Source organism: Pseudidiomarina gelatinasegens, assembly GCF_004025325.1.
Classification (GTDB): domain Bacteria; phylum Pseudomonadota; class Gammaproteobacteria; order Enterobacterales; family Alteromonadaceae; genus Pseudidiomarina; species Pseudidiomarina gelatinasegens.
Window position 1 is genome coordinate 270,962 of sequence record NZ_RSFE01000003.1, and the last position, 18,598, is coordinate 289,559.

Annotated in this window: 16 protein-coding genes and 3 tRNA genes; 1 reads left to right on the forward strand and 18 read right to left on the reverse strand. The window is 47.8% G+C overall.

Annotated features, from left to right (window positions below; translation table 11 throughout):
* Positions 1 to 24: 24 nt before the first annotated feature.
* The 9 genes from EGC76_RS05475 to EGC76_RS05515 form a co-directional block, all read right to left on the reverse strand.
* On the reverse strand, positions 25 to 1,155 hold the full coding sequence (locus tag EGC76_RS05475) for a sodium ion-translocating decarboxylase subunit beta (RefSeq protein WP_128352000.1): 1,131 nt from the start codon (positions 1,153 to 1,155) through the stop codon (positions 25 to 27).
* Positions 1,156 to 1,161: 6 nt separating this feature from the next.
* Entirely contained in the window at positions 1,162 to 2,946 is a 1,785-nt protein-coding gene (oadA, locus tag EGC76_RS05480; RefSeq protein WP_128352001.1) for a sodium-extruding oxaloacetate decarboxylase subunit alpha, read from the reverse strand.
* A 30-nt stretch (positions 2,947 to 2,976) separates the two neighbouring features.
* Complete coding sequence (locus EGC76_RS05485; protein WP_128352002.1) at positions 2,977 to 3,192, reverse strand: OadG family protein; 216 nt, start codon at positions 3,190 to 3,192, stop codon at positions 2,977 to 2,979.
* 138 nt (positions 3,193 to 3,330) lie between these two features.
* Positions 3,331 to 3,407: transfer RNA gene (locus tag EGC76_RS05490), tRNA-Arg, on the reverse strand.
* 26 nt (positions 3,408 to 3,433) lie between these two features.
* A tRNA-Arg gene (locus EGC76_RS05495) sits at positions 3,434 to 3,510 on the reverse strand.
* 12 nt (positions 3,511 to 3,522) lie between these two features.
* Positions 3,523 to 3,615: transfer RNA gene (locus EGC76_RS05500), tRNA-Ser, on the reverse strand.
* Between the two features lie 210 nt (positions 3,616 to 3,825).
* Positions 3,826 to 4,023: a carbon storage regulator CsrA gene (gene csrA, locus EGC76_RS05505; RefSeq protein WP_128352003.1), complete on the reverse strand. Its 198-nt coding sequence runs from the start codon at positions 4,021 to 4,023 to the stop codon at positions 3,826 to 3,828.
* A 226-nt stretch (positions 4,024 to 4,249) separates the two neighbouring features.
* Positions 4,250 to 6,850, reverse strand: a complete 2,601-nt coding sequence (alaS, locus tag EGC76_RS05510) for an alanine--tRNA ligase (RefSeq protein ID WP_128352004.1) — start codon at positions 6,848 to 6,850, stop codon at positions 4,250 to 4,252.
* Positions 6,851 to 6,928: 78 nt separating this feature from the next.
* Complete coding sequence (locus tag EGC76_RS05515) at positions 6,929 to 7,360, reverse strand: regulatory protein RecX (protein ID WP_164876801.1); 432 nt, start codon at positions 7,358 to 7,360, stop codon at positions 6,929 to 6,931.
* A 73-nt stretch (positions 7,361 to 7,433) separates the two neighbouring features.
* On the opposite strand from EGC76_RS05515, the gene EGC76_RS05520 reads away from it, so the two are divergent.
* Positions 7,434 to 8,114, forward strand: a complete 681-nt coding sequence (locus EGC76_RS05520; RefSeq protein WP_164876802.1) for an SIMPL domain-containing protein — start codon at positions 7,434 to 7,436, stop codon at positions 8,112 to 8,114.
* Here the strand turns inward: EGC76_RS05520 and EGC76_RS05525 are convergent.
* Genes EGC76_RS05525 through EGC76_RS05565 form a run of 9 tightly spaced genes read right to left on the reverse strand, consistent with a single transcriptional unit; the run spans position 8,106 to position 18,530 of the window.
* Positions 8,106 to 9,152, reverse strand: coding sequence for an agmatine deiminase family protein (locus EGC76_RS05525; RefSeq protein ID WP_128352007.1), 1,047 nt, complete (start codon positions 9,150 to 9,152; stop codon positions 8,106 to 8,108). The genes EGC76_RS05520 and EGC76_RS05525 overlap by 9 nt on opposite strands.
* Entirely contained in the window at positions 9,149 to 10,216 is a 1,068-nt protein-coding gene (gene rluB / locus EGC76_RS05530) for a 23S rRNA pseudouridine(2605) synthase RluB (RefSeq protein WP_128352008.1), read from the reverse strand. Before rluB ends, EGC76_RS05525 begins: the two co-directional genes overlap by 4 nt.
* 5 nt (positions 10,217 to 10,221) lie before the next feature.
* The gene (gene scpB / locus EGC76_RS05535; RefSeq protein ID WP_128352009.1) at positions 10,222 to 10,803 is read right to left on the reverse strand and encodes an SMC-Scp complex subunit ScpB; all 582 of its coding nucleotides are present in this window, start codon (positions 10,801 to 10,803) and stop codon (positions 10,222 to 10,224) included.
* On the reverse strand, positions 10,784 to 11,617 hold the full coding sequence (locus EGC76_RS05540) for a segregation and condensation protein A (protein WP_128352010.1): 834 nt from the start codon (positions 11,615 to 11,617) through the stop codon (positions 10,784 to 10,786). The genes scpB and EGC76_RS05540 overlap by 20 nt, the downstream gene beginning before the upstream one ends.
* A gap of 5 nt (positions 11,618 to 11,622) precedes the next feature.
* Positions 11,623 to 12,249: an L-threonylcarbamoyladenylate synthase gene (locus tag EGC76_RS05545; RefSeq protein WP_128352011.1), complete on the reverse strand. Its 627-nt coding sequence runs from the start codon at positions 12,247 to 12,249 to the stop codon at positions 11,623 to 11,625.
* 34 nt (positions 12,250 to 12,283) lie between these two features.
* Positions 12,284 to 13,129, reverse strand: coding sequence for a PHP domain-containing protein (locus EGC76_RS05550; RefSeq protein WP_246013909.1), 846 nt, complete (start codon positions 13,127 to 13,129; stop codon positions 12,284 to 12,286).
* The gene (locus EGC76_RS05555; protein ID WP_128352012.1) at positions 13,113 to 15,128 is read right to left on the reverse strand and encodes an NADPH-dependent 2,4-dienoyl-CoA reductase; all 2,016 of its coding nucleotides are present in this window, start codon (positions 15,126 to 15,128) and stop codon (positions 13,113 to 13,115) included. The genes EGC76_RS05550 and EGC76_RS05555 overlap by 17 nt, the downstream gene beginning before the upstream one ends.
* 59 nt (positions 15,129 to 15,187) lie before the next feature.
* Positions 15,188 to 16,543, reverse strand: a complete 1,356-nt coding sequence (locus tag EGC76_RS05560) for a carbohydrate porin (RefSeq protein WP_128352013.1) — start codon at positions 16,541 to 16,543, stop codon at positions 15,188 to 15,190.
* A gap of 10 nt (positions 16,544 to 16,553) precedes the next feature.
* Positions 16,554 to 18,530 (reverse strand): BCCT family transporter, encoded by a 1,977-nt coding sequence (locus tag EGC76_RS05565; RefSeq protein ID WP_128352014.1) that lies wholly within the window; start codon positions 18,528 to 18,530, stop codon positions 16,554 to 16,556.
* Between the last annotated feature and the right edge of the window lie 68 nt (positions 18,531 to 18,598).

Genomic DNA, 18,598 nt, shown 5'->3' on the forward strand with positions numbered 1-18,598 from the left:
TAGCCACTCGCTGCGTGCGCAAAATTAGCCAACTAAGGCTAATAGGATACCAGCTGCAACTGCACTCCCCAACACACCGGCCACATTCGGCCCCATAGCATGCATTAATAGGAAGTTTTGCGGATTAGCTTCCAGCCCAACTTTATTCACCACACGAGCAGCCATCGGCACAGCAGAAACGCCTGCAGCACCAATCAGCGGATTGATGGGTTGCTTGCTAAATTTGGCCATGACTTTTGCCATTAATACGCCCGATGCCGTGCCAATACCGAACGCAACAGCACCTAAACCAAGAATACCCAATGTTTGTAACGATAAAAACTCGCCCGAAGAAAGCTTCGAGCCAACCGCCAAACCAAGAAATATCGTTACAATATTGATTAATTCGTTCTGTGCGGTCTTACTTAGTCGGTCAACGACACCCGCTTCACGCATCAAGTTACCAAGACAAAACATACCAACCAACGGCGTTGCTGTCGGTAAAAACAGTAGCGTCAGAAACAGTACCGCCAGCGGGAATAGAATTTTTTCCTTGCGCCCCACTGGACGCAATTGCTCCATTTGAATTCCGCGTTCAGCTTTGGTAGTTAACAGCTTCATGATTGGCGGCTGAATTATTGGCACCAACGCCATATAAGAATAGGCTGCAACAGCAATGGCTCCGAGTAAGTCGGGGCTTAATTTTGACGCAAGGAATATTGCTGTCGGACCATCGGCACCGCCGATAATTGCGATTGCCGAAGCATCAGCCATGCTGAATTCAAACCCTGGTATGGAGTTTAAGGCAATTGCGCCCAGCAAGGTCGCAAAAATCCCGAATTGTGCTGCCGCACCCAGTAACAATGTTCGAGGGTTCGCAAGCAATGGCCCAAAATCCGTCATGGCGCCAACGCCCATAAATATCAGCAGCGGAAAAACACCCGTTTCAATACCAACATAATAAACGTAATAGAGCAGCCCGCCGGGATCAGTGAAGCCGGCTTGGGGAATGTTCGCAAGAATCGCTCCGAAACCAATCGGCAATAGCAATAACGGTTCGAATTTTTTGTGAATAGCCAAATAGAGCAGTAGCGCGCCAACCAGCATCATTACCGCCTCACCCCAAGTGAAGGCAGCAATGGCGGTGCTCTCCCAAAGCAGTATCAAACGGTCCATGTGCAACTACTCCAAGTTCAACAAAACGTCACCCACATTCACGCTATCACCTTCTTTGGTCTGTAACGCTGCGACAACTCCATCGTGTTCGGCTTTAATATCAGTTTCCATCTTCATGGCCTCAAGAATAATTAGCACATCCCCGGCTTTCACCGCTTGACCTTGCTTAACCTGAACCTTGAAAACGTTGCCCGCTAGCGGCGCCTTTACTTCGTGCACTGCGCCAGCTGACGAAGACTTTGGTGCTGACGCGTTAGTTGTTGCTGAAACAATTTGTCCGGAAGGAGCTACTTCAACAGTAAATAATTTACCATCTACTTTCACATCATATACACCCGAGCCATTCGTCTCGTTTGTGCCAGAAGAATTGGTTGATGATGTTTTCGTTTCATTTTCTTGACCCGTAGGAACCGGCTCAAAGGCGTCTGGGTTTCCTCGATTTTTCAAAAATTTCAAACCAATTTGCGGAAACAATGCATAGGTTAGTACGTCATCGACTTCGCTATTTGCTAATTTGATACCTTCATCTTTCGCTTTTTGTTTGAGCTCTTTAGTCAGACTATCCAGTTCATTGTCGATTAAGTCAGCCGGGCGTACCGTAATTGGTTCGTCACCATCTAATACGCGCTTCTGCAATTCTTTATTCACCGGTGCTGCGGTAGCACCGTATTCACCACGCAATACACCACGCGTTTCTTTTGAAATAGATTTGTAACGCTCGCCACTCAGCACATTCAACACCGCTTGCGTGCCTACAATTTGCGAGGTTGGGGTAACTAACGGAATAAAGCCAAGATCTTCACGCACGCGCGGAATCTCTTTCAGAACTTCTTCAAACTTATCCAGTGCACCTTGTTCCTTAAGTTGCCCTTCCATATTGGTCAACATTCCGCCTGGCACCTGTGCAATCAGAATACGTGCATCAATACCTTTCAGTGAACCTTCAAATTGTGCATATTTTTTACGAACTTCACGAAAATAACTCGCAATTTTCTCTAACTTTTCCAGCTCGAGCCCGGTGTCACGTTCCGTTCCCTCAGTCATTGCCACAATGGTTTCGGTTGCTGAGTGCCCATAAGTCATGCTCATTGACGAAATTGCGGTATCGAGCATGTCGATACCGGCATCTATTGCTTTTTGATACGTGGCAGTGCTTAAACCTGTGGTTGCATGACATTGCATGGCAATCGGTATATCTACGGTTTTCTTTAACGCGCTAATCAATTCAAAAGCCGGCTCGGGGCGTAATAGGCCAGCCATGTCTTTTATACACAGTGAATCGCAGCCTAACGCCTCGAGTTCCTTCGCCATGTCCAACCACTTGTCTAAGGTGTGAACTGGGCTCACCGTGTACGACATCGTGCCTTGTGCATGGCCGTCGACGTCTTTCGCGGCTTTAATTGCGGTTTTAAGGTTACGGACATCATTCATTGCATCGAAAATACGAAAAACATCCACGCCATTCTCTTTTGCACGTTCCACAAACCGGCGTACCACGTCGTCACCATAATGACGATAACCTAATAAGTTTTGTCCCCGCAAGAGCATTTGTTGTGGCGTTTTGGGCATCGCTTTTTTAAGTTCTCGAATGCGCTCCCAAGGGTCTTCCCCTAAATAACGAATGCAGGCGTCGAAGGTCGCACCGCCCCATGACTCCATTGACCAGTAGCCCATGTTATCAAGCTGCTCAGCAATCGGTAGCATGTCGTCTAACCGCATACGTGTTGCTAATAACGATTGATGGGCGTCGCGTAATACGAGTTCAGTGAGTTGCAGTGGCTTCTTTGTCATTCAAGCGCTCCTTACTTAATTCTGAATGGTTTATTTGCGGCGATACTGATGAATTGCAGCGGTTATAGCGGCGAGTTGGGCAGGAGTGGGTTCCTGCGCCGATGAACTGCCACCAACCGCTGGCTCAGGGGCATCGGCGATAAGCCGCAACAATGCCATTGCACCAAGCAACAGAGAGAGAAACACGAACACGGTAACCATCCCGGTTACCATAATTGTGAAGGCTTCTGAGAATAGATCTGTCATAAACCGCCTGCTTCGTAGTTGTTTATTTTTAATCCTAAATGAACATAAGGATAACACAACTAATTTAGCTGGAGGGTTTAGCTGAAAAATAGAGGGTATAAATAAAAACGATAGAACTGCAGGGGTATTTTCAAGAAATGGCGCACTCGGGAGGACTTGAACCTCCAACCGCTCGGTTCGTAGCCGAGTACTCTATCCAATTGAGCTACGAGTGCGTATATCAGGTGTTATTGTCAACAAATGGCGCACTCGGGAGGACTTGAACCTCCAACCGCTCGGTTCGTAGCCGAGTACTCTATCCAATTGAGCTACGAGTGCGTTGTTGACAAATGGCGGTGAGGGAGGGATTCGAACCCTCGATAGAGCTACAAACCCTATACTCCCTTAGCAGGGGAGCGCCTTCAGCCTCTCGGCCACCTCACCGCTTACTTGTGGCGATGAATTCTAGCGACCTTGAAAAATATGTCAAACGATTTTTTGGAAATTGGTGTTTGTTTGTGGGAATTTTAAACATCTCGGACAAAATTCCGGCACAACCGTCCATTTTGAGATAAATAAGCGGAATCGGTAACTTCACTTAACGCACGCTTAGATCAAAAAAGCCGACCTCGTCGGGTCAGCTTTTTTGCAAAATCATTCTTTGTCTTCTGGTTTCTCGCTGTCTTGGTGCTCAGCTTGAATACGCATGTAAATTTCTTCACGGTGAACAGAGACATCTTTTGGTGCATTTACCCCGATACGCACCTGATTCCCTTTTACACCCAATACAGTGACTGTGACCTCATCGCCTATCATCAAGGTCTCACCCACTCTGCGGGTTAAGATCAACATTAGCCTACTCCTTCCCTACTTCTGTGTCCCATGCGGTTCAGTATAGATCATTCCCGCACCATCAGCCTGTTATTTTTCGCCTCAATGAATATATCACAATTGTTATAACAATCACTACTTTATTGCGCACTTATTCACCGAAACCCGAATAAGCACGGACATTCTAACAAGGAACTGCTGTCAGTACACCCGCACATCATCCAAACTATCCGTATCATCGCGCTATCTATCGCAATAATGCTTCCAACTTCGTTTTAGCTGCACTGAGTGCATTGTCCAACTTGGTTGGGTCTGCGCCGCCGGCTTGCGCTAGATCAGGTCGGCCACCACCTTTACCGCCAACTTCCGCCGCTGCTACATTAACAACCTCACCTGCCTTAACGCGACCGGTAAGATCGTTCGTTACACCGACAATCAAGCTGACTTTATCTTCTGCGGCGAGTCCTAACACAACAACGCCAGACTGCAGTTGATTTTTTAAATCATCAACCATGCTTCGCAAAGCTTTGGCTTCAACACCAGCAACCTCAGCGATTACCACTTTTACACCATGGATATCTAACGCATTACCAATTAAGTCGGAACCCGCTTGTGCAGCAATTTTCTGACTTAATTCATCTATAGTACGTTCAAGCTGACGACTACGATCAATTTGTTGTTGCACCCGCTCAGCCACGTGCATTGCATCAGTTTTAAGCAGGCTCGCTGCGTGACGTAGTTGTTGCTGTTGTTGCAGGGTAAACTGAACCGCACCAGCGCCCGTTACGGCTTCAATTCGGCGCACGCCTGAAGCAATACCCGCTTCAGAAATTATGCGAAACGCGCCAATATCGCCAGTTTGTCGTACATGCGTACCACCACAAAGCTCCATGGAGAAGTCCCCCATACGCAACACGCGAACGTCATCGTCATATTTCTCTCCAAATAACGCCATTGCGCCAGCTTTTTTCGCTTCCTCAATTGGCATTACCGCCGCACTTACTTGAAGATTGTTATAAATTTCTTCATTCACTTGGCGCTCTATCGCATCAAGCTGCTCGGCTGTTACGGATTCGAAATGTGAAAAGTCAAAACGCAAGCGTTCGGCTGTTACCAGTGAGCCCTTCTGAGTAACATGCTCCCCCAAAAGATTACGTAGTGCAGCATGCAATAAGTGTGTTGCTGAATGGTTTCGCTTAACGGCTTCACGACGGTGAGAATCAACATGAGCAGCCACCTTGTCACCAACTTTAAGTGTCGCAGCTGCTTGCCCATGGTGGGCAATGGCCTTACCGATATATTGGGTGTCTTCAACTAGAAATTCGCCACCATTCACAATCAGCTTGCCGGTATCACCAATTTGTCCGCCGCTTTCAGCATAGAATGGCGTGCGTGTTAGTACCACGATACCTTTACTTTCGGCCGGTAATTCTGAAACAGCTTCACCATTGGCAAATAGCTCTACAATTTCACTTTCGCCCGTAACATCGGTGTATCCCAAAAATTCTGATTTCTGATTCGACTTTAAACGCTCGTTGTAATCAACACCAAAATTCGATGCTTGTTGAGCACGTTGACGTTGCGCTTCCATTGCTTCATTAAACCCAGCCTCGTCAATGGTTAAACCTTTCTCGCGTGCCATGTCAGCGGTAAGGTCCATCGGAAATCCGAAGGTGTCATACAGCTTAAACACCAATTCACCTGGAAGCACTGTGCCGTCAAGCTCAGTGAGCGCTTCATTCAAAATATTCAGGCCGCGCTCAAGCGTTTTACCAAACTGCTCTTCTTCGCGTTGCAACGCTTGTTCAATAACTTTCTGTTTATCTTTCAGCTCAGGGTAAGCGTCGCCCATTTGCTCAACCAAACTCGCCACAAGCTTATAAAAGAAAGTGCCTCGTGCACCTAACATGCTGCCATGTCGCACAGCACGGCGGATAATGCGGCGCAATACATAACCGCGCCCCTCATTCGAAGGTTGTACGCCGTCAGCAATTAAGAAGCTGCATGAACGAATATGATCAGCAATTACGCGTAGCGACTTATTATCTAAATCATCGGTACCGATAATGCTTGCTGCTGATTTGATCAGTGCTTGAAATAAGTCAATTTCATAGTTGCTGTGTACATGTTGCAATACGGCAGCAATCCGCTCTAACCCCATGCCGGTATCAACCGAAGGCTTTGGTAATGGCAGCAAAGTACCATCTGCCTGACGGTTGTATTGCATGAATACTAAATTCCAGATTTCAATGTAGCGATCACCGTCTTCTTCTGGCGTTCCCGGTGGGCCGCCCCAGATTTCTTCGCCGTGATCATAGAAAATTTCAGAGCATGGCCCACATGGCCCGGTGTCACCCATTGCCCAAAAGTTATCTTTTGCCCCAATACGTGAAATACGATCGGTCGGCACGCCTATTTCTTTAGCCCAAATGTCGTATGCTTCGTCATCTTCAGTGAACACAGTTACCCACAATTTTTCTTTCGGTAACTGCAACACATCCGTCAGATATTCCCACGCATATTGAATCGCTTCGCGCTTAAAGTAATCGCCAAAACTAAAATTACCCAACATTTCAAAAAACGTGTGGTGGCGAGCTGTGTAACCTACATTTTCAAGGTCGTTATGCTTTCCGCCGGCTCTCAAGCAGCGCTGCGATGACGTCGCACGGCTGTAATCACGTTGCTCATCACCTAAAAACACATCTTTAAACGGCACCATACCTGCATTGGTAAACAGCAAGGTTGGATCATTGCCAGGGATTAAAGATGCTGATGGAACCCGTTGATGGCCCTTTTCAGCGAAGAACGCGAGAAACGCTTCACGAATTTCCGCACTGGTCATTTGCATGGACTACTTCCTACGACGTTTGGGGTTAGTTTATGACTAAAGATAGGGCAAAATGCTACCATGAAAGATTCACGACGACTAGTCTGCAAAGGCTTTAGCTTGGCGTTCAAGGGCGTGATTTATTACTTCGAAACTAAACCCGCGTTGTAATAAATGGCGCATAATTTTATCGCGTTGCTTCTTATCAACTGCTGGCATTTCGCCGAACTTTCTAATCAACCGTTGATAACAAGCCTCATTCCAGTCCGGTTGTTCGTGCTTCAAAACCAGCTCAATTAGATCCGCGGGAATACCTTTTTGGGGCGCTTGAGCGGATATTTTCCTTAGCCCGTCACCGCGTGCTATACACGTTCGAACCCACACATGGGCGAAGCGTTCATCCGACTGCCAACCATGTTCTTGTGCCTTTTTAAGAACCAAGTCTATGGTACTGTGGTCAAAGCCTCGTTGCTTTAGTTTTTGGTGCAATTCGCGAGCACTGTGTTCGCGACGCGCAAGGAGGCGTATCAAAACCTCCTCCGCTTGCTGTATATTGTTTTCATGTTCCATTTGCACCTACTTACATTCACCCCATGGAGGTGTTATGACTGCTCGTAAAATGTCAATTCTGCTAATCGGTTGCTTAACTCTAGCTGCTTGCCAACCAATAACTCAAGAACCTCGCACGCTGACAGTTTCGAGTCATGCCGACATTGAGGTTGAACCCGACCAGGTAAATATTAATTTAAGTATCAATCGCGAGGGGCAAGATCTAACCTTACTCAAGCAAGAAATTGATACCACCACGGCCGCAATCATAACATTTTTGCGCGAACAGCAAATTGATGATCGGGATATCAGGTCCTATCAAATTAATGCATCGCCTCGTTACGATTATAAAGATGGTGAACGACTTCAACGCGGCTATACCGCCACCCGTCAGGTAAGCGTGCTGCTTCGCCAAGTGTCGAACTACGATACGATAATCAATCAAGCGCTAGAGGTTGGTGCTACGCATATTCTTAACTCTGAATTTTTGGTGAGCGAAACCGAAGCCCTATACCAACAAGTGCTCGAACAAGCCGTTGTCAATGCACGGGCGAAAGCGGACAAAATGGCACGTGCTGCCAACAGCGCAGTGGTTGATGTGCTACAAATTCAGGAAAGTAGTCAAACACCTGTGCGTTATGAAGCGACCATGCGTATGCAACAAGCTGCGGATGTGAGTTTGCCAGGTACCAATAAAATACGAGCTCAGGTGCAGGTGACCTATCAACTAGAGTAAGTTGTTGGCCGCAGCTGGTAGCGGCAGAGTCATACAGTGCAGTGCACCGCCGGCCTTCATAAATTCGTCGGCGGGTGCGGCAATTATTTGCAGTTTGGGCGCCGCAACTTGCAGAGTTCGAACTGCCTCGTAATCGCTATCCAAACGGAATTGAGGCACCACAACGCAGTCTCCAACACGCACAAAATTAACGTAGCTTGCCAGCATCGGTGCCTTTCCACGCTCAAAAACACCGTGTACCCGCCGCACAGAAGTAAATTCATTAATATCTGGAACAATTGGTGCTGGCTGCGGCAACACCACCACGTTATATGTGCGCCCTTGTGTGTTGCGCCACTCGCGGATTTGCTCAAGCTGTCGCTGATATGCGTCGAATAGCTCCCCTGGCGCACTGGGCATACTCACGACAAGCGTATCTTCATTAAGAAATTGAACCTGATTGTCGGTATGCCCGCCGGTTTCATCTGCGGGGTTCGCGAAATCAAGCCAATAAATTTGGTCAATACCTAGCGGCTGACTTATCTGTTGCCCCTGCTGTACGCGAGACAGGTAGCTATTATTTCGCGCGACACTCACGCCGTGAACAACTGCGGTGCCCTGGCCGTCCGTAGCGATAGCACCACCTTCAAATACAAAATTATGGGTTGCACATGGCACTTGCAATCGCCCTGCTAATTTCGCCGCAAAAGCTTGGTCATCCTCACAATTAGGATAGAGCCCATGCCATGCTGAAAAAGCAAAACTATGCGCTGTAACTTGCCCATTTTCTGTTTGGCACCAGAGCGGCCCGATATCACGAGGCCATGCATCGTTATAGGGTAACGTGAGGGTTTTTACTGCGTGAGGAAGTTTCTTGCGCGCCGACGTGAACTGCTCTGGATGAACGCCGATAAGCATCGGATAGTGCGGTGAGAGCATCTCCCAAAAGGCAATTAGCTGGCGTTGAGCAGGTTTCCCCTGCTCACGCCAAACATCATCTCTAAACGGCCATAAACTAAGCAGCGGCCCGGCTAAGCGCCAGTCAGCGATTAAGCTCATGTGCGCGTGCGTTTGCGCCCAGTTGCTTTGCGTTCTTTCGGTTTACGTGTCGCCGGCTTACGTTCATTGGGTTTACGCCCATCCGGTTTACGTTGGTCCGTGGACCGTGAATCAGGCCGCTCGCGATCACCTGGTTTACGCGACTTTGGTCGCGATTGGTCATTTTTCTTACGTGGATCAGGTTTACCTGTTACAGGCTGTGCTTGATCTGCTGTTGGCGCACTTTGACCACGTTGCTGCAGTTTTTGTGCGTTCACGCGACGCGCACGTGAATAACGCTTTTGCCGTGATTCACCTTGGCGCGGATCAACGAACGTTCGCGTTTCCGCCGGCAAGCCAACAAGCTCGCGTAGATAATTGATTTCTTTAATCGGCAGTTCACCCCAACCACTTTGCGGCAAACCTTGCTCAAGCTTGATATTTCCGTAACGAACGCGAATCAAACGACTAACTTGAACCCCTTGGGATTCCCACAAACGACGAACTTCTCGATTGCGTCCCTCGGTTAACATGACACGAAACCATTGGTTCATGCCTTCGCCACCGCCACGTTTAATTTCTTTAAATGATGCTGGACCATCTTCGAGCTGCACACCCTGCTTGAGTTTGCGCATCATTTCGTCAGTCACTTCACCAAATATGCGGACCGAATATTCACGCTCAATTTCATGCCCGGGGTGCATTAAGCGGTTGGCAAGTTCACCATCGGTGGTGAACAACAGCAAACCTGATGTGTTCACATCAAGTCGACCAACAGCAACCCATCGTGAACCTTGCATGCGTGGCAAGCGATCATAAACGGTGGGCCGCCCTTCAGGGTCTTTGCGAGTGCAAAGTTCACCTTCCGGTTTGTGGTACATCAGTACTCTGCACACCACATCTTCGGGCTGTTTAATACTGGCTTCGCGGCCGTCAATTCGAACCACCGCATTACTGTCAATTCGCTCACCTAAACTGGCAACTTGACCATTCACGCTCACGCGACCAGCCGCAATCATTGTCTCAAGTTCGCGGCGAGAGCCATGACCTGAACGGGCTAGTACTTTTTGTAACTTTTCACTCATGGGTATTACTCTGTATTTGTCGCTGTCTCAGCGGTTGTTTGAACGGCAGCCCCTTTCGGTGAAACCTTTTCAGGCGCCTCAGGAATAGCCGGTAATTCAGATAAATCTTGTAAACTAAAATAGTCTAAAAACTCATTTGTTGTCGCGTAAAGCTGCGGGCGCCCTGGTACTTCACGGTGCCCAACCACTTTTATCCAACCACGTTCTTGCAGTGTCTTCATAATGTTCGAGCTTACGCTTACACCACGAATCTCTTCAATATCACCCCGAGTTATCGGCTGGCGATAGGCAATTAATGCCAGGGTTTCAAGTAACGCCTGCGAATAACGTGGCGGTTTTTCTTGCCACAAACGGCTTATTATACCACCCAATTCCGCGCGCGTCTGAAATCGATAACCTGAGGCAACTAAGGTTAATTGAACACCACGTTCTTGGTAATCACTTTGCAACTCGCTCAGAACTTCTTTGAGTTGCTTGCGGCTAATGCTTTCTTCGCTAAAATGCTCAAATAACTGCGTTTCAGTTAATGGCTGCTCAGCAACAAAGAGGAGTGCTTCAATAGCTTGCTTAAGTTGTGGAGTCTGCATAAATTTGCTCACGGTTCGTGACATGAATCTCACTAAAAGCGTCAACTTGAACCACCTCAATCAACGCTTCTTTCACCAGTTCTAAAATAGCCAAAAAGCTAACAACAACACCCGCTTTACCCTCACTTGGTTCAAAAATATCTGCGAATCGCAACCGCTGGTTGCTTTGCAATAAATCCAAGATGCGGCTCATGCGCTCACGTGTGGATAATTTCTCCCGTTGCACTTGATGGTGGTTTTGTAATTTAGCGTGTGCTAAAGCTTGGCTAAATGCCAATGCTAACTCAGCTAAAGCCACTTCAGGTAAGTGTTGTTCAATGAGCTCTTGCGCGTCGGTCATGGCTTGTGCCACGAAATTATCCCGTCCTGTTTGCGGCATCGCGTCAAAATGTTGGGCACCCTGTCTGATTGATTCATATTCTTGCAACCGTCGCACCAACTCTGCGCGCGGATCGTGCTCTTCCTCATCTTCAGCAGGAGGGCGTGGTAATAACATGCGACTTTTTATTTCGGCTAACATTGCCGCCATAACCAGATAATCGGCCGCCAGCTCAAGTTTGAGATCTTTCATCATCTCAACGTATTCCATGTACTGGCGAGTAATCGGTAGAATCGGCAAATCAACAATATCGAGTTTTTGTCGACGAATCAGATACAGCAGCAGATCCATCGGCCCCGAAAAGCTCTCTAAGATAAGTTCAAGTGCGTCAGGCGGAATATAAAGATCTTCCGGCTTATCAATAACCGGTTCACCACGAACAAAGCCCAGTGGCAGTGATTGTTGTTGCGGGGTGCTTGCGTCAGCCGAGCTCATGTAGGTTACTGATCCACAAAAGGTGAAACGTCCCCAGCCCCTTGGCGCGCTACTTTTACAACATCATCCGCGAGGTCGATGACGGTGGTTTGTTCTTCAGCACGGTGCTCGCCATCAATGATTAAATCGACTTGGCGCTCTAATCTTTCGCGAATTTCGTTAGGGTCTGATTCTGCGAATTCATTGTCATCCAGAATCAAGCTGGTTGACATTAATGGCTCTCCCAAAGCTTCGAGCAAGGCCATTACAATCGGGTCATCAGACACACGAATACCAATTGTTTTGCGCTTAGGATTCAACAAGCGACGCGGTACCTCTTTGGTACCTTTTAGAATAAATGTATATGCACCAGGCGTGTTGTTTTTTAATAATCGAAAGGCTGGATTGTCGACTCGCGCATAGATAGATAATTCAGAGAGATCGCGACACATCAGTGTAAAGTTATGATCTTTATCGATATTTCGAATACGACAAATGAGCTCCATGGCATTTTTGTCACCAATACGACAGCCAATGGCATAACCAGAATCTGTCGGATACACGACAACGCCGCCCTTTAAAATAATCTCGGCTGCTTGTTGAATTAAACGCTTTTGCGGATTTTCTGAATGTATACTGAAATATTGGCTCATAAAGCTATGTAATGTCCCGTTATACCTAGTCTTATTATGACCATTTCGTCCATATTGGCACACAGCGCTCAGGTAGACAAAGGTTTTTACCCAATTCACGCCAGCGGGCTGGGTAGTGAAAATCGGAACCTACAGAGGCCAGCAAGCCGATTTCTTCAGCAAAGGTCGCCAGTGCTTCCCGTTGGCCAGGTGCTTGTGTACCAATGGCAACTTCAACACCATCAACGCCCGCTGCTTTTGCCTCATGCAGTAATCGTCGCAGCCACTTGTTGCTCAACTGATATGCATGCGGGTGCGCAATAACACTTACACCTCCCGCAGCTTTTACACTTGCAGCAGCGTCAGCTAACGAAACCCACTCAGTCGCAATGTAAGCCTGCTGCCCTTTGCCGAGATAACGCCGGAATGCCGTCTCGAACGAACTCACCCAGCCACCTTCTACTAACGCATCGGCTAAATGTTTTCGAGTTGGCATAGTCATCGCTTGCGCCAGCGGCGGCTGCACGTCAATGCCCGCGTTGTGAAGCTTCGCAACCATCGCTTGATAACGCTCACGACGACGCTGCTGTTGCACACTTAATAATTCAACAATACTCGGCGCCTGTTCATCAAAGTTGAGCGCCACCAAGTGCACCTCGAACTGCTCCCAGCGACAAGTTATTTCCGTGCCAGAAATTAGCTTTAACGGGCTGTTTTGCGCAGTGATCGCCTGGCGCGCTTCAGCTAATCCGGCAATTGAGTCATGATCAGTTAACGCCAAATGGCTGACACCGAATTCGTGCGCGCGGCTCACCAAGTCCGCTGGGCTTAGTGCGCCGTCGGAATAGTAACTGTGGCAATGTAAATCGTATTGCTGTGTCATATCAAATAGCTGCTGCAAGTTCTGCGCCCTGACGAATCGCGCGTTTGGCATCAAGCTCGGCTGCTACATCAGCACCACCTATCAAGTGGACGGATACGCCCTGCTGCTCAAGAGCCTGGAACAACTCACGTTGTGGCACCTGCCCTGCGCAAACCACAATTGTATCCACTTCTAACAACTGTTCTTTACCGTCAATTTCTATCCAAAGTCCGTTATCGGTAACGCGTTTGTAGCTCACGCCGGCTATCATTTCGACGCCTTTTTTCTTCAATGTGGCGCGGTGTACCCACCCTGAGGTTTTACCGAGTCCGGCGCCTACCTTTGAAGTTTTTCGCTGTAACAACCAAACTTCACGCGGGCTATGTTCCTCGGCTTGTGGCTTCAAACCACCACGCGCTTCGTAACTTTCATCAACACCCCAAATCTCGGACCATTCCTGAACATTTAATGTAGGCGACTGTTCTGTGGTTATGTATTCAGCCACATCAAAGCCAATACCTCCGGCACCGATAAGTGCGACTTTTTTACCAACCGGCTTATGGTCACGCAACACATCTAAATAGCCCAACACGTTGTCAGAATCTATTCCTGGAATGTCAAGTTGCCGCGGTACCACACCCGTTGCCAGAACCACCTCGTCAAACCCACCGGCAACCAAGCTCGCTGCGCTCTGTCGGGTATTGAGGTGAACTGTCACACCGCAGTCCACAAGGCGATTTTTGAAGTAACGAATGGTTTCATGAAACTCTTCTTTGCCTGGAATTTGCTTGGCATAGTTAAACTGGCCACCAATAGCTGCGGCGGCATCAAATAAATGCACTTCATGGCCGCGCTCTGCGGCACGGCATGCAAACTCTAGCCCTGCTGGCCCAGCACCAACCACGGCAATCTTTTTCGGTTGCGGCACCGGAGTAAATACTAACTCGCTTTCATAGCATGCCTGTGGATTAACCAAACAGCTGGCACGTTTATTTTCAAACACATGGTCAAGACAAGCCTGATTACAAGCAATACAGGTATTGATTCTATCCGCTTGGTCGCGCTCAGCTTTATTAACGAAGTTGGCATCCGCCAGCAACGGCCGAGCCATCGAAACCATATCGGCTTCTTCATCGGCAAGTATTTTTTCAGCAACCTCTGGTGTGTTAATCCGGTTGACTGCAACCACCGGAATCGACAATTCTTTACGTACTTTCGCCGTAATCCAACTAAATGCAGCGCGTGGCACTGAAGTGACGATGGTCGGTACACGCGCTTCGTGCCAACCAATACCGCTATTTATAATAGTCACACCCGCCTTTTCAACTGCTTTACCTAGTGCGATCACTTCATCATACGTGTTGCCTTCTGGCACCAAATCGAGCATAGATAAACGGTAAACAATAATAAATTTTTCACCAACAGCAGCGCGAATTGCCTTAATGATTTCCAGCGCCAAACGGCTGCGATTCTCAAACGAACCGCCCCATCTATCGGTGCGCTTGTTGGTTCTTGGGCAAATAAACTGATTGATTAAATAGCCCTCAGAACCCATCACTTCAACGCCATCGTAGCCTGCTTTTTGAGCCAACTTTGCGGCACGCGTGAAATGTCGAATGGTTGTGAGGATTTGGCGTTCGCTCATTGCCTTCGGTTTAAAAGGGTTAATTGGTGCCTTGATTTTACTTGGTGCGACAGAAAACGGGTGGTATGCGTACCGACCAGTATGCAGAATTTGCATACATATTTTGCCGCCGTTTGCATGCACGGCCTCCGTCACTTTGCGATGCTTCGCGACATGCCAAGGTCTGCTGAGTTCACTACCGAAAGGGCTCACCCGTCCGCGGAAATTCGGACTAATGCCACCCGTAACGATAAGCCCGACACCGCCTTTTGCACGTTCTGCATAAAAAGCCGCCAGCTTATCGAAACCGTTTTTTTCCTCTTCTAAACCGGTATGCATGGAACCCATGAGCACACGGTTCTTGAGTTGGGTAAAACCTAAATCAAGTGGCTGAAATAAATGGGGGTATTTCATTGGCACAGTGACCTCAACTTAAACAACTGTTTGAATAAGGCCACTGTACTCATTTTTACTTAAAAATAATAGCCTATATTGATGTTGAATCGCGTGTTGGTGTCTTTCGCATCACCACTCATAGAGCCACCTACAAACGGCTGATTTCTGGCGGTTACCAAATCAAAATAGGTATATAACCCACCTGCAGCGACCGCAAAACCAAGCACATTCATGAGGGTGTCTTCAGTGTATAAACGCTTATCCGTCATCAAACTAAAATCGTTGTAAAACGTTAAGTTGGTCACAGGCCCCCATTTTACTGGCATGCTGTATGCAATATTCGCCGTATAGAGTGTTGCCTTGCTCGGTATCGTATCAAAGTAGTTGTAGGCACCAACGACAATACCTATATCTGATACGTCCATGTCGTAGTCATACTGGGACACTTGTCCCATAAAGGTCCAGCGATCATAGTTATAAAGCCCATGCACTGCCCAAGCTGAACGTTCACCAACATTATCAATGCCATCGTTCATGTCGCCCCATTGCAATGACGCGCCGAACTCGGCCGAACTAAGTTCATCCATGGTCCACTTTCGAACGCCACGCACTGCCCAGCTATTCGTTTCTGCCGCCAGTGCTGCTGGATTATCATACGTGCCCTCACCGGCAACTCTCAGCCCGACGGCATCGTACGCATAACGATCAGATTTATTGGTAGCTAAGCCATCCGCACCACCAAGTTCATCCGACTTGAAAAAAGCTATATCGAAATCCCAGTCGGCATCGCGATACCGCATTTTGGCGCCCATATCGTGGTCATCCTCAAGCCCAACATAGAAGTTAGAACTAAAGAAATAACTGTTCGAATTATAAGGCGTATTGCCAAATGGCACCTTGGTGACACCAAGTTGGCCCTGCCAGTTTTCGGTGAAGTTGTAGCCAACCCAGGCGTGCTGCACTACGTCCATATATTGGAACCAACGATATTGAGCTGATAAAACAACATCACCAATTTCGCCACTGTAATCGAGACGAATTAAATCGAAATCGAAATCACCGCCACGATCTTTTATCGGATCGTTATAGTCTTCCCAAACATATTGCGTACGAACCGCACCGCCAATTCGAATTGGGTCATTTTCTGCATTCTCCAGGTCTTCTTCTAAACGTTCAACGCGTGCAGCCAATGCCGAGCTCTTCACTTCACGGCGCGGCGCAAACTCTTCTTGCTGGTCTTCATCGACTGGTTCCGATGAACTATCTTCTTGCGCAACGCGTTGCTCAAGGTCAAGAACACGTTGTTTAAGTTGTTCGATTTGGTTGAGCAGTTGCTGCAACTCTTCGGCACTACTGCGCTCATTGGTTTGCGCTAGCGCAGTAGGTAATGTTAATGCGGCCGCAACCGAAACAGCTATGATTGTGCGCTTCATAGTCAACTCCTTAGCGTAATACATGCAAAAAGTGCATGTGCTTATGATAGTGATCGATAATGTCGCCAATCACAGCGTCGCGTGACCAACCGAGAATGTCATAGTCTTGACCACCTTCGCGTAAATGAACCTCTGCCCGATAGTATTTTTGTTCTTCCGGCGCGTCTGTTGGGTCCGCATCAGCATCCGCGTACACAAACGCTGGCTGAATATGAGAAGACAACTGAACATGGTAAATAAAGTCGATTTCATCACCATGGATAACGCGGAATATTTTAATATTCTTATCTTCGCATTGCAGTTGAACGGTTAAACCGCTAGCCTCCATTTCCTTAGCAACTTCTGCAAATGCAGGCTCTACAACCTGCAATAAAAAGCGCTGGCCAACCGATTGACTCGGAAAGTCGATGATATTGTGTAATCGCTCGCGCCAATTCTTATTGCTCGATGCCGACGCTGTCAGATAGTTATTTTGTAAGGTATCTTTTTTATGAACATCAACGCGTAAGGCACGTATCAAACCATAAGTTGCAATAAGTAGAATCACAGTAAATGGCAGCGCGCTCGCTATTGTCATGGTCTGCAGCGCACCTAATCCGCCTGCGAGCAGCAGAACAATCGCAACGATACCTTCACCGCTTGCCCAGAAGATTCGTTGCCACGCGGGCGTGTCATCGCGACCATTAGAACAAAGCATATCAACAACCATGGAACCCGAATCCGACGAGGTAACAAAGAAAACGATGACCATAAGCGTTGCGATCACACTAAGCGCGCCGCTCCACGGAAATTGCTCCAGGAACGCAAATAACGCGATGGACACATCGTTCTGAACCATTTCGCCAAGTGACGTTACCCCTTTATTGAGGATCATATCGATGGCTGAATTACCGAAAAAGGTCATCCACATAAGTGTGAAGCCAGTAGGCACAAGTAGCACGCCGAGCACAAACTCTCGAATGGTGCGGCCGCGTGAAACGCGTGCAATAAACAAGCCAACAAATGGTGCCCAACTTAACCACCAGCCCCAATAGAAGACAGTCCAACCCCCGATCCAGTCGGTTTTCTCGTAGGCAAACAAGTTAAACGTATTATTGACTAGCTCGGAAACGTAGGAGCCTGTGTTCTGCACGAAGGCCTGCAGTAAGAACACAGTTGGCCCCAATACTAATACGATAACAAGCAGTACAATTGCGAGTATCATGTTCAGCTCTGACAAGCGGCGGATACCTTTATCCAGCCCGGTTGTTACCGAGATAACTGCCAGCAAAGTGACGCCAACAATGAGTAAGACCTGAACCGTGTCTGATACAGGTACATCGAATAGGTAATTAATACCGGCATTGATTTGGGTAACACCATAGCCAAGCGACGTGGCCACTCCAAATACTGTTCCTATAACCGCAAAAACATCCACAACATGACCGATAGGCCCGTAAATTCGGTCGCCGATCATGGGATAAAGTGCTGAACGCAGGGTTAATGGCAACCCATGACGGTAGGCAAAAAAAGCGAGAATTAGCGCCACAATTGCATAAATTGCCCACGCATGAAGTCCCCAGTGAAAGAAGGTTATTTTCATCGCTTCCCGAGCTGCCTCAACCGAGCCTGGGTCTCCAACTGGAGGCGCCAAAAAATGCATAACTGGCTCAGCAACACCGAAGAACATCAACCCAATTCCCATGCCCGCGGAAAACAGCATAGAAAACCAAGATAAATTTGAATAATCAGGCTCAGAATGGTCAGGACCAAGCTTAATTGTACCCATACGGGAAAAACCGAGATACAAGACACTAAGGAGAATTATTGCGACCGCAAGTACGTAAAACCAACTGCCGTTCTCAATTATGGCTGACTGAATAGTCTGAAACCAAGAATCTGCTGTTTCTGGAGCAATTGCAGCGAACAATAGAATTGCAACAATAAGACCTGCTGCACTGAAGAATACTGGGGGATTTAAACGGGCCGGCTCTCGGATGTCGGTCATCGTATCTCCTTGGCTGAATTGAAAAACTTCTACCCAGTATAACCATACTTTAAAGTTTTTTCCTGCCA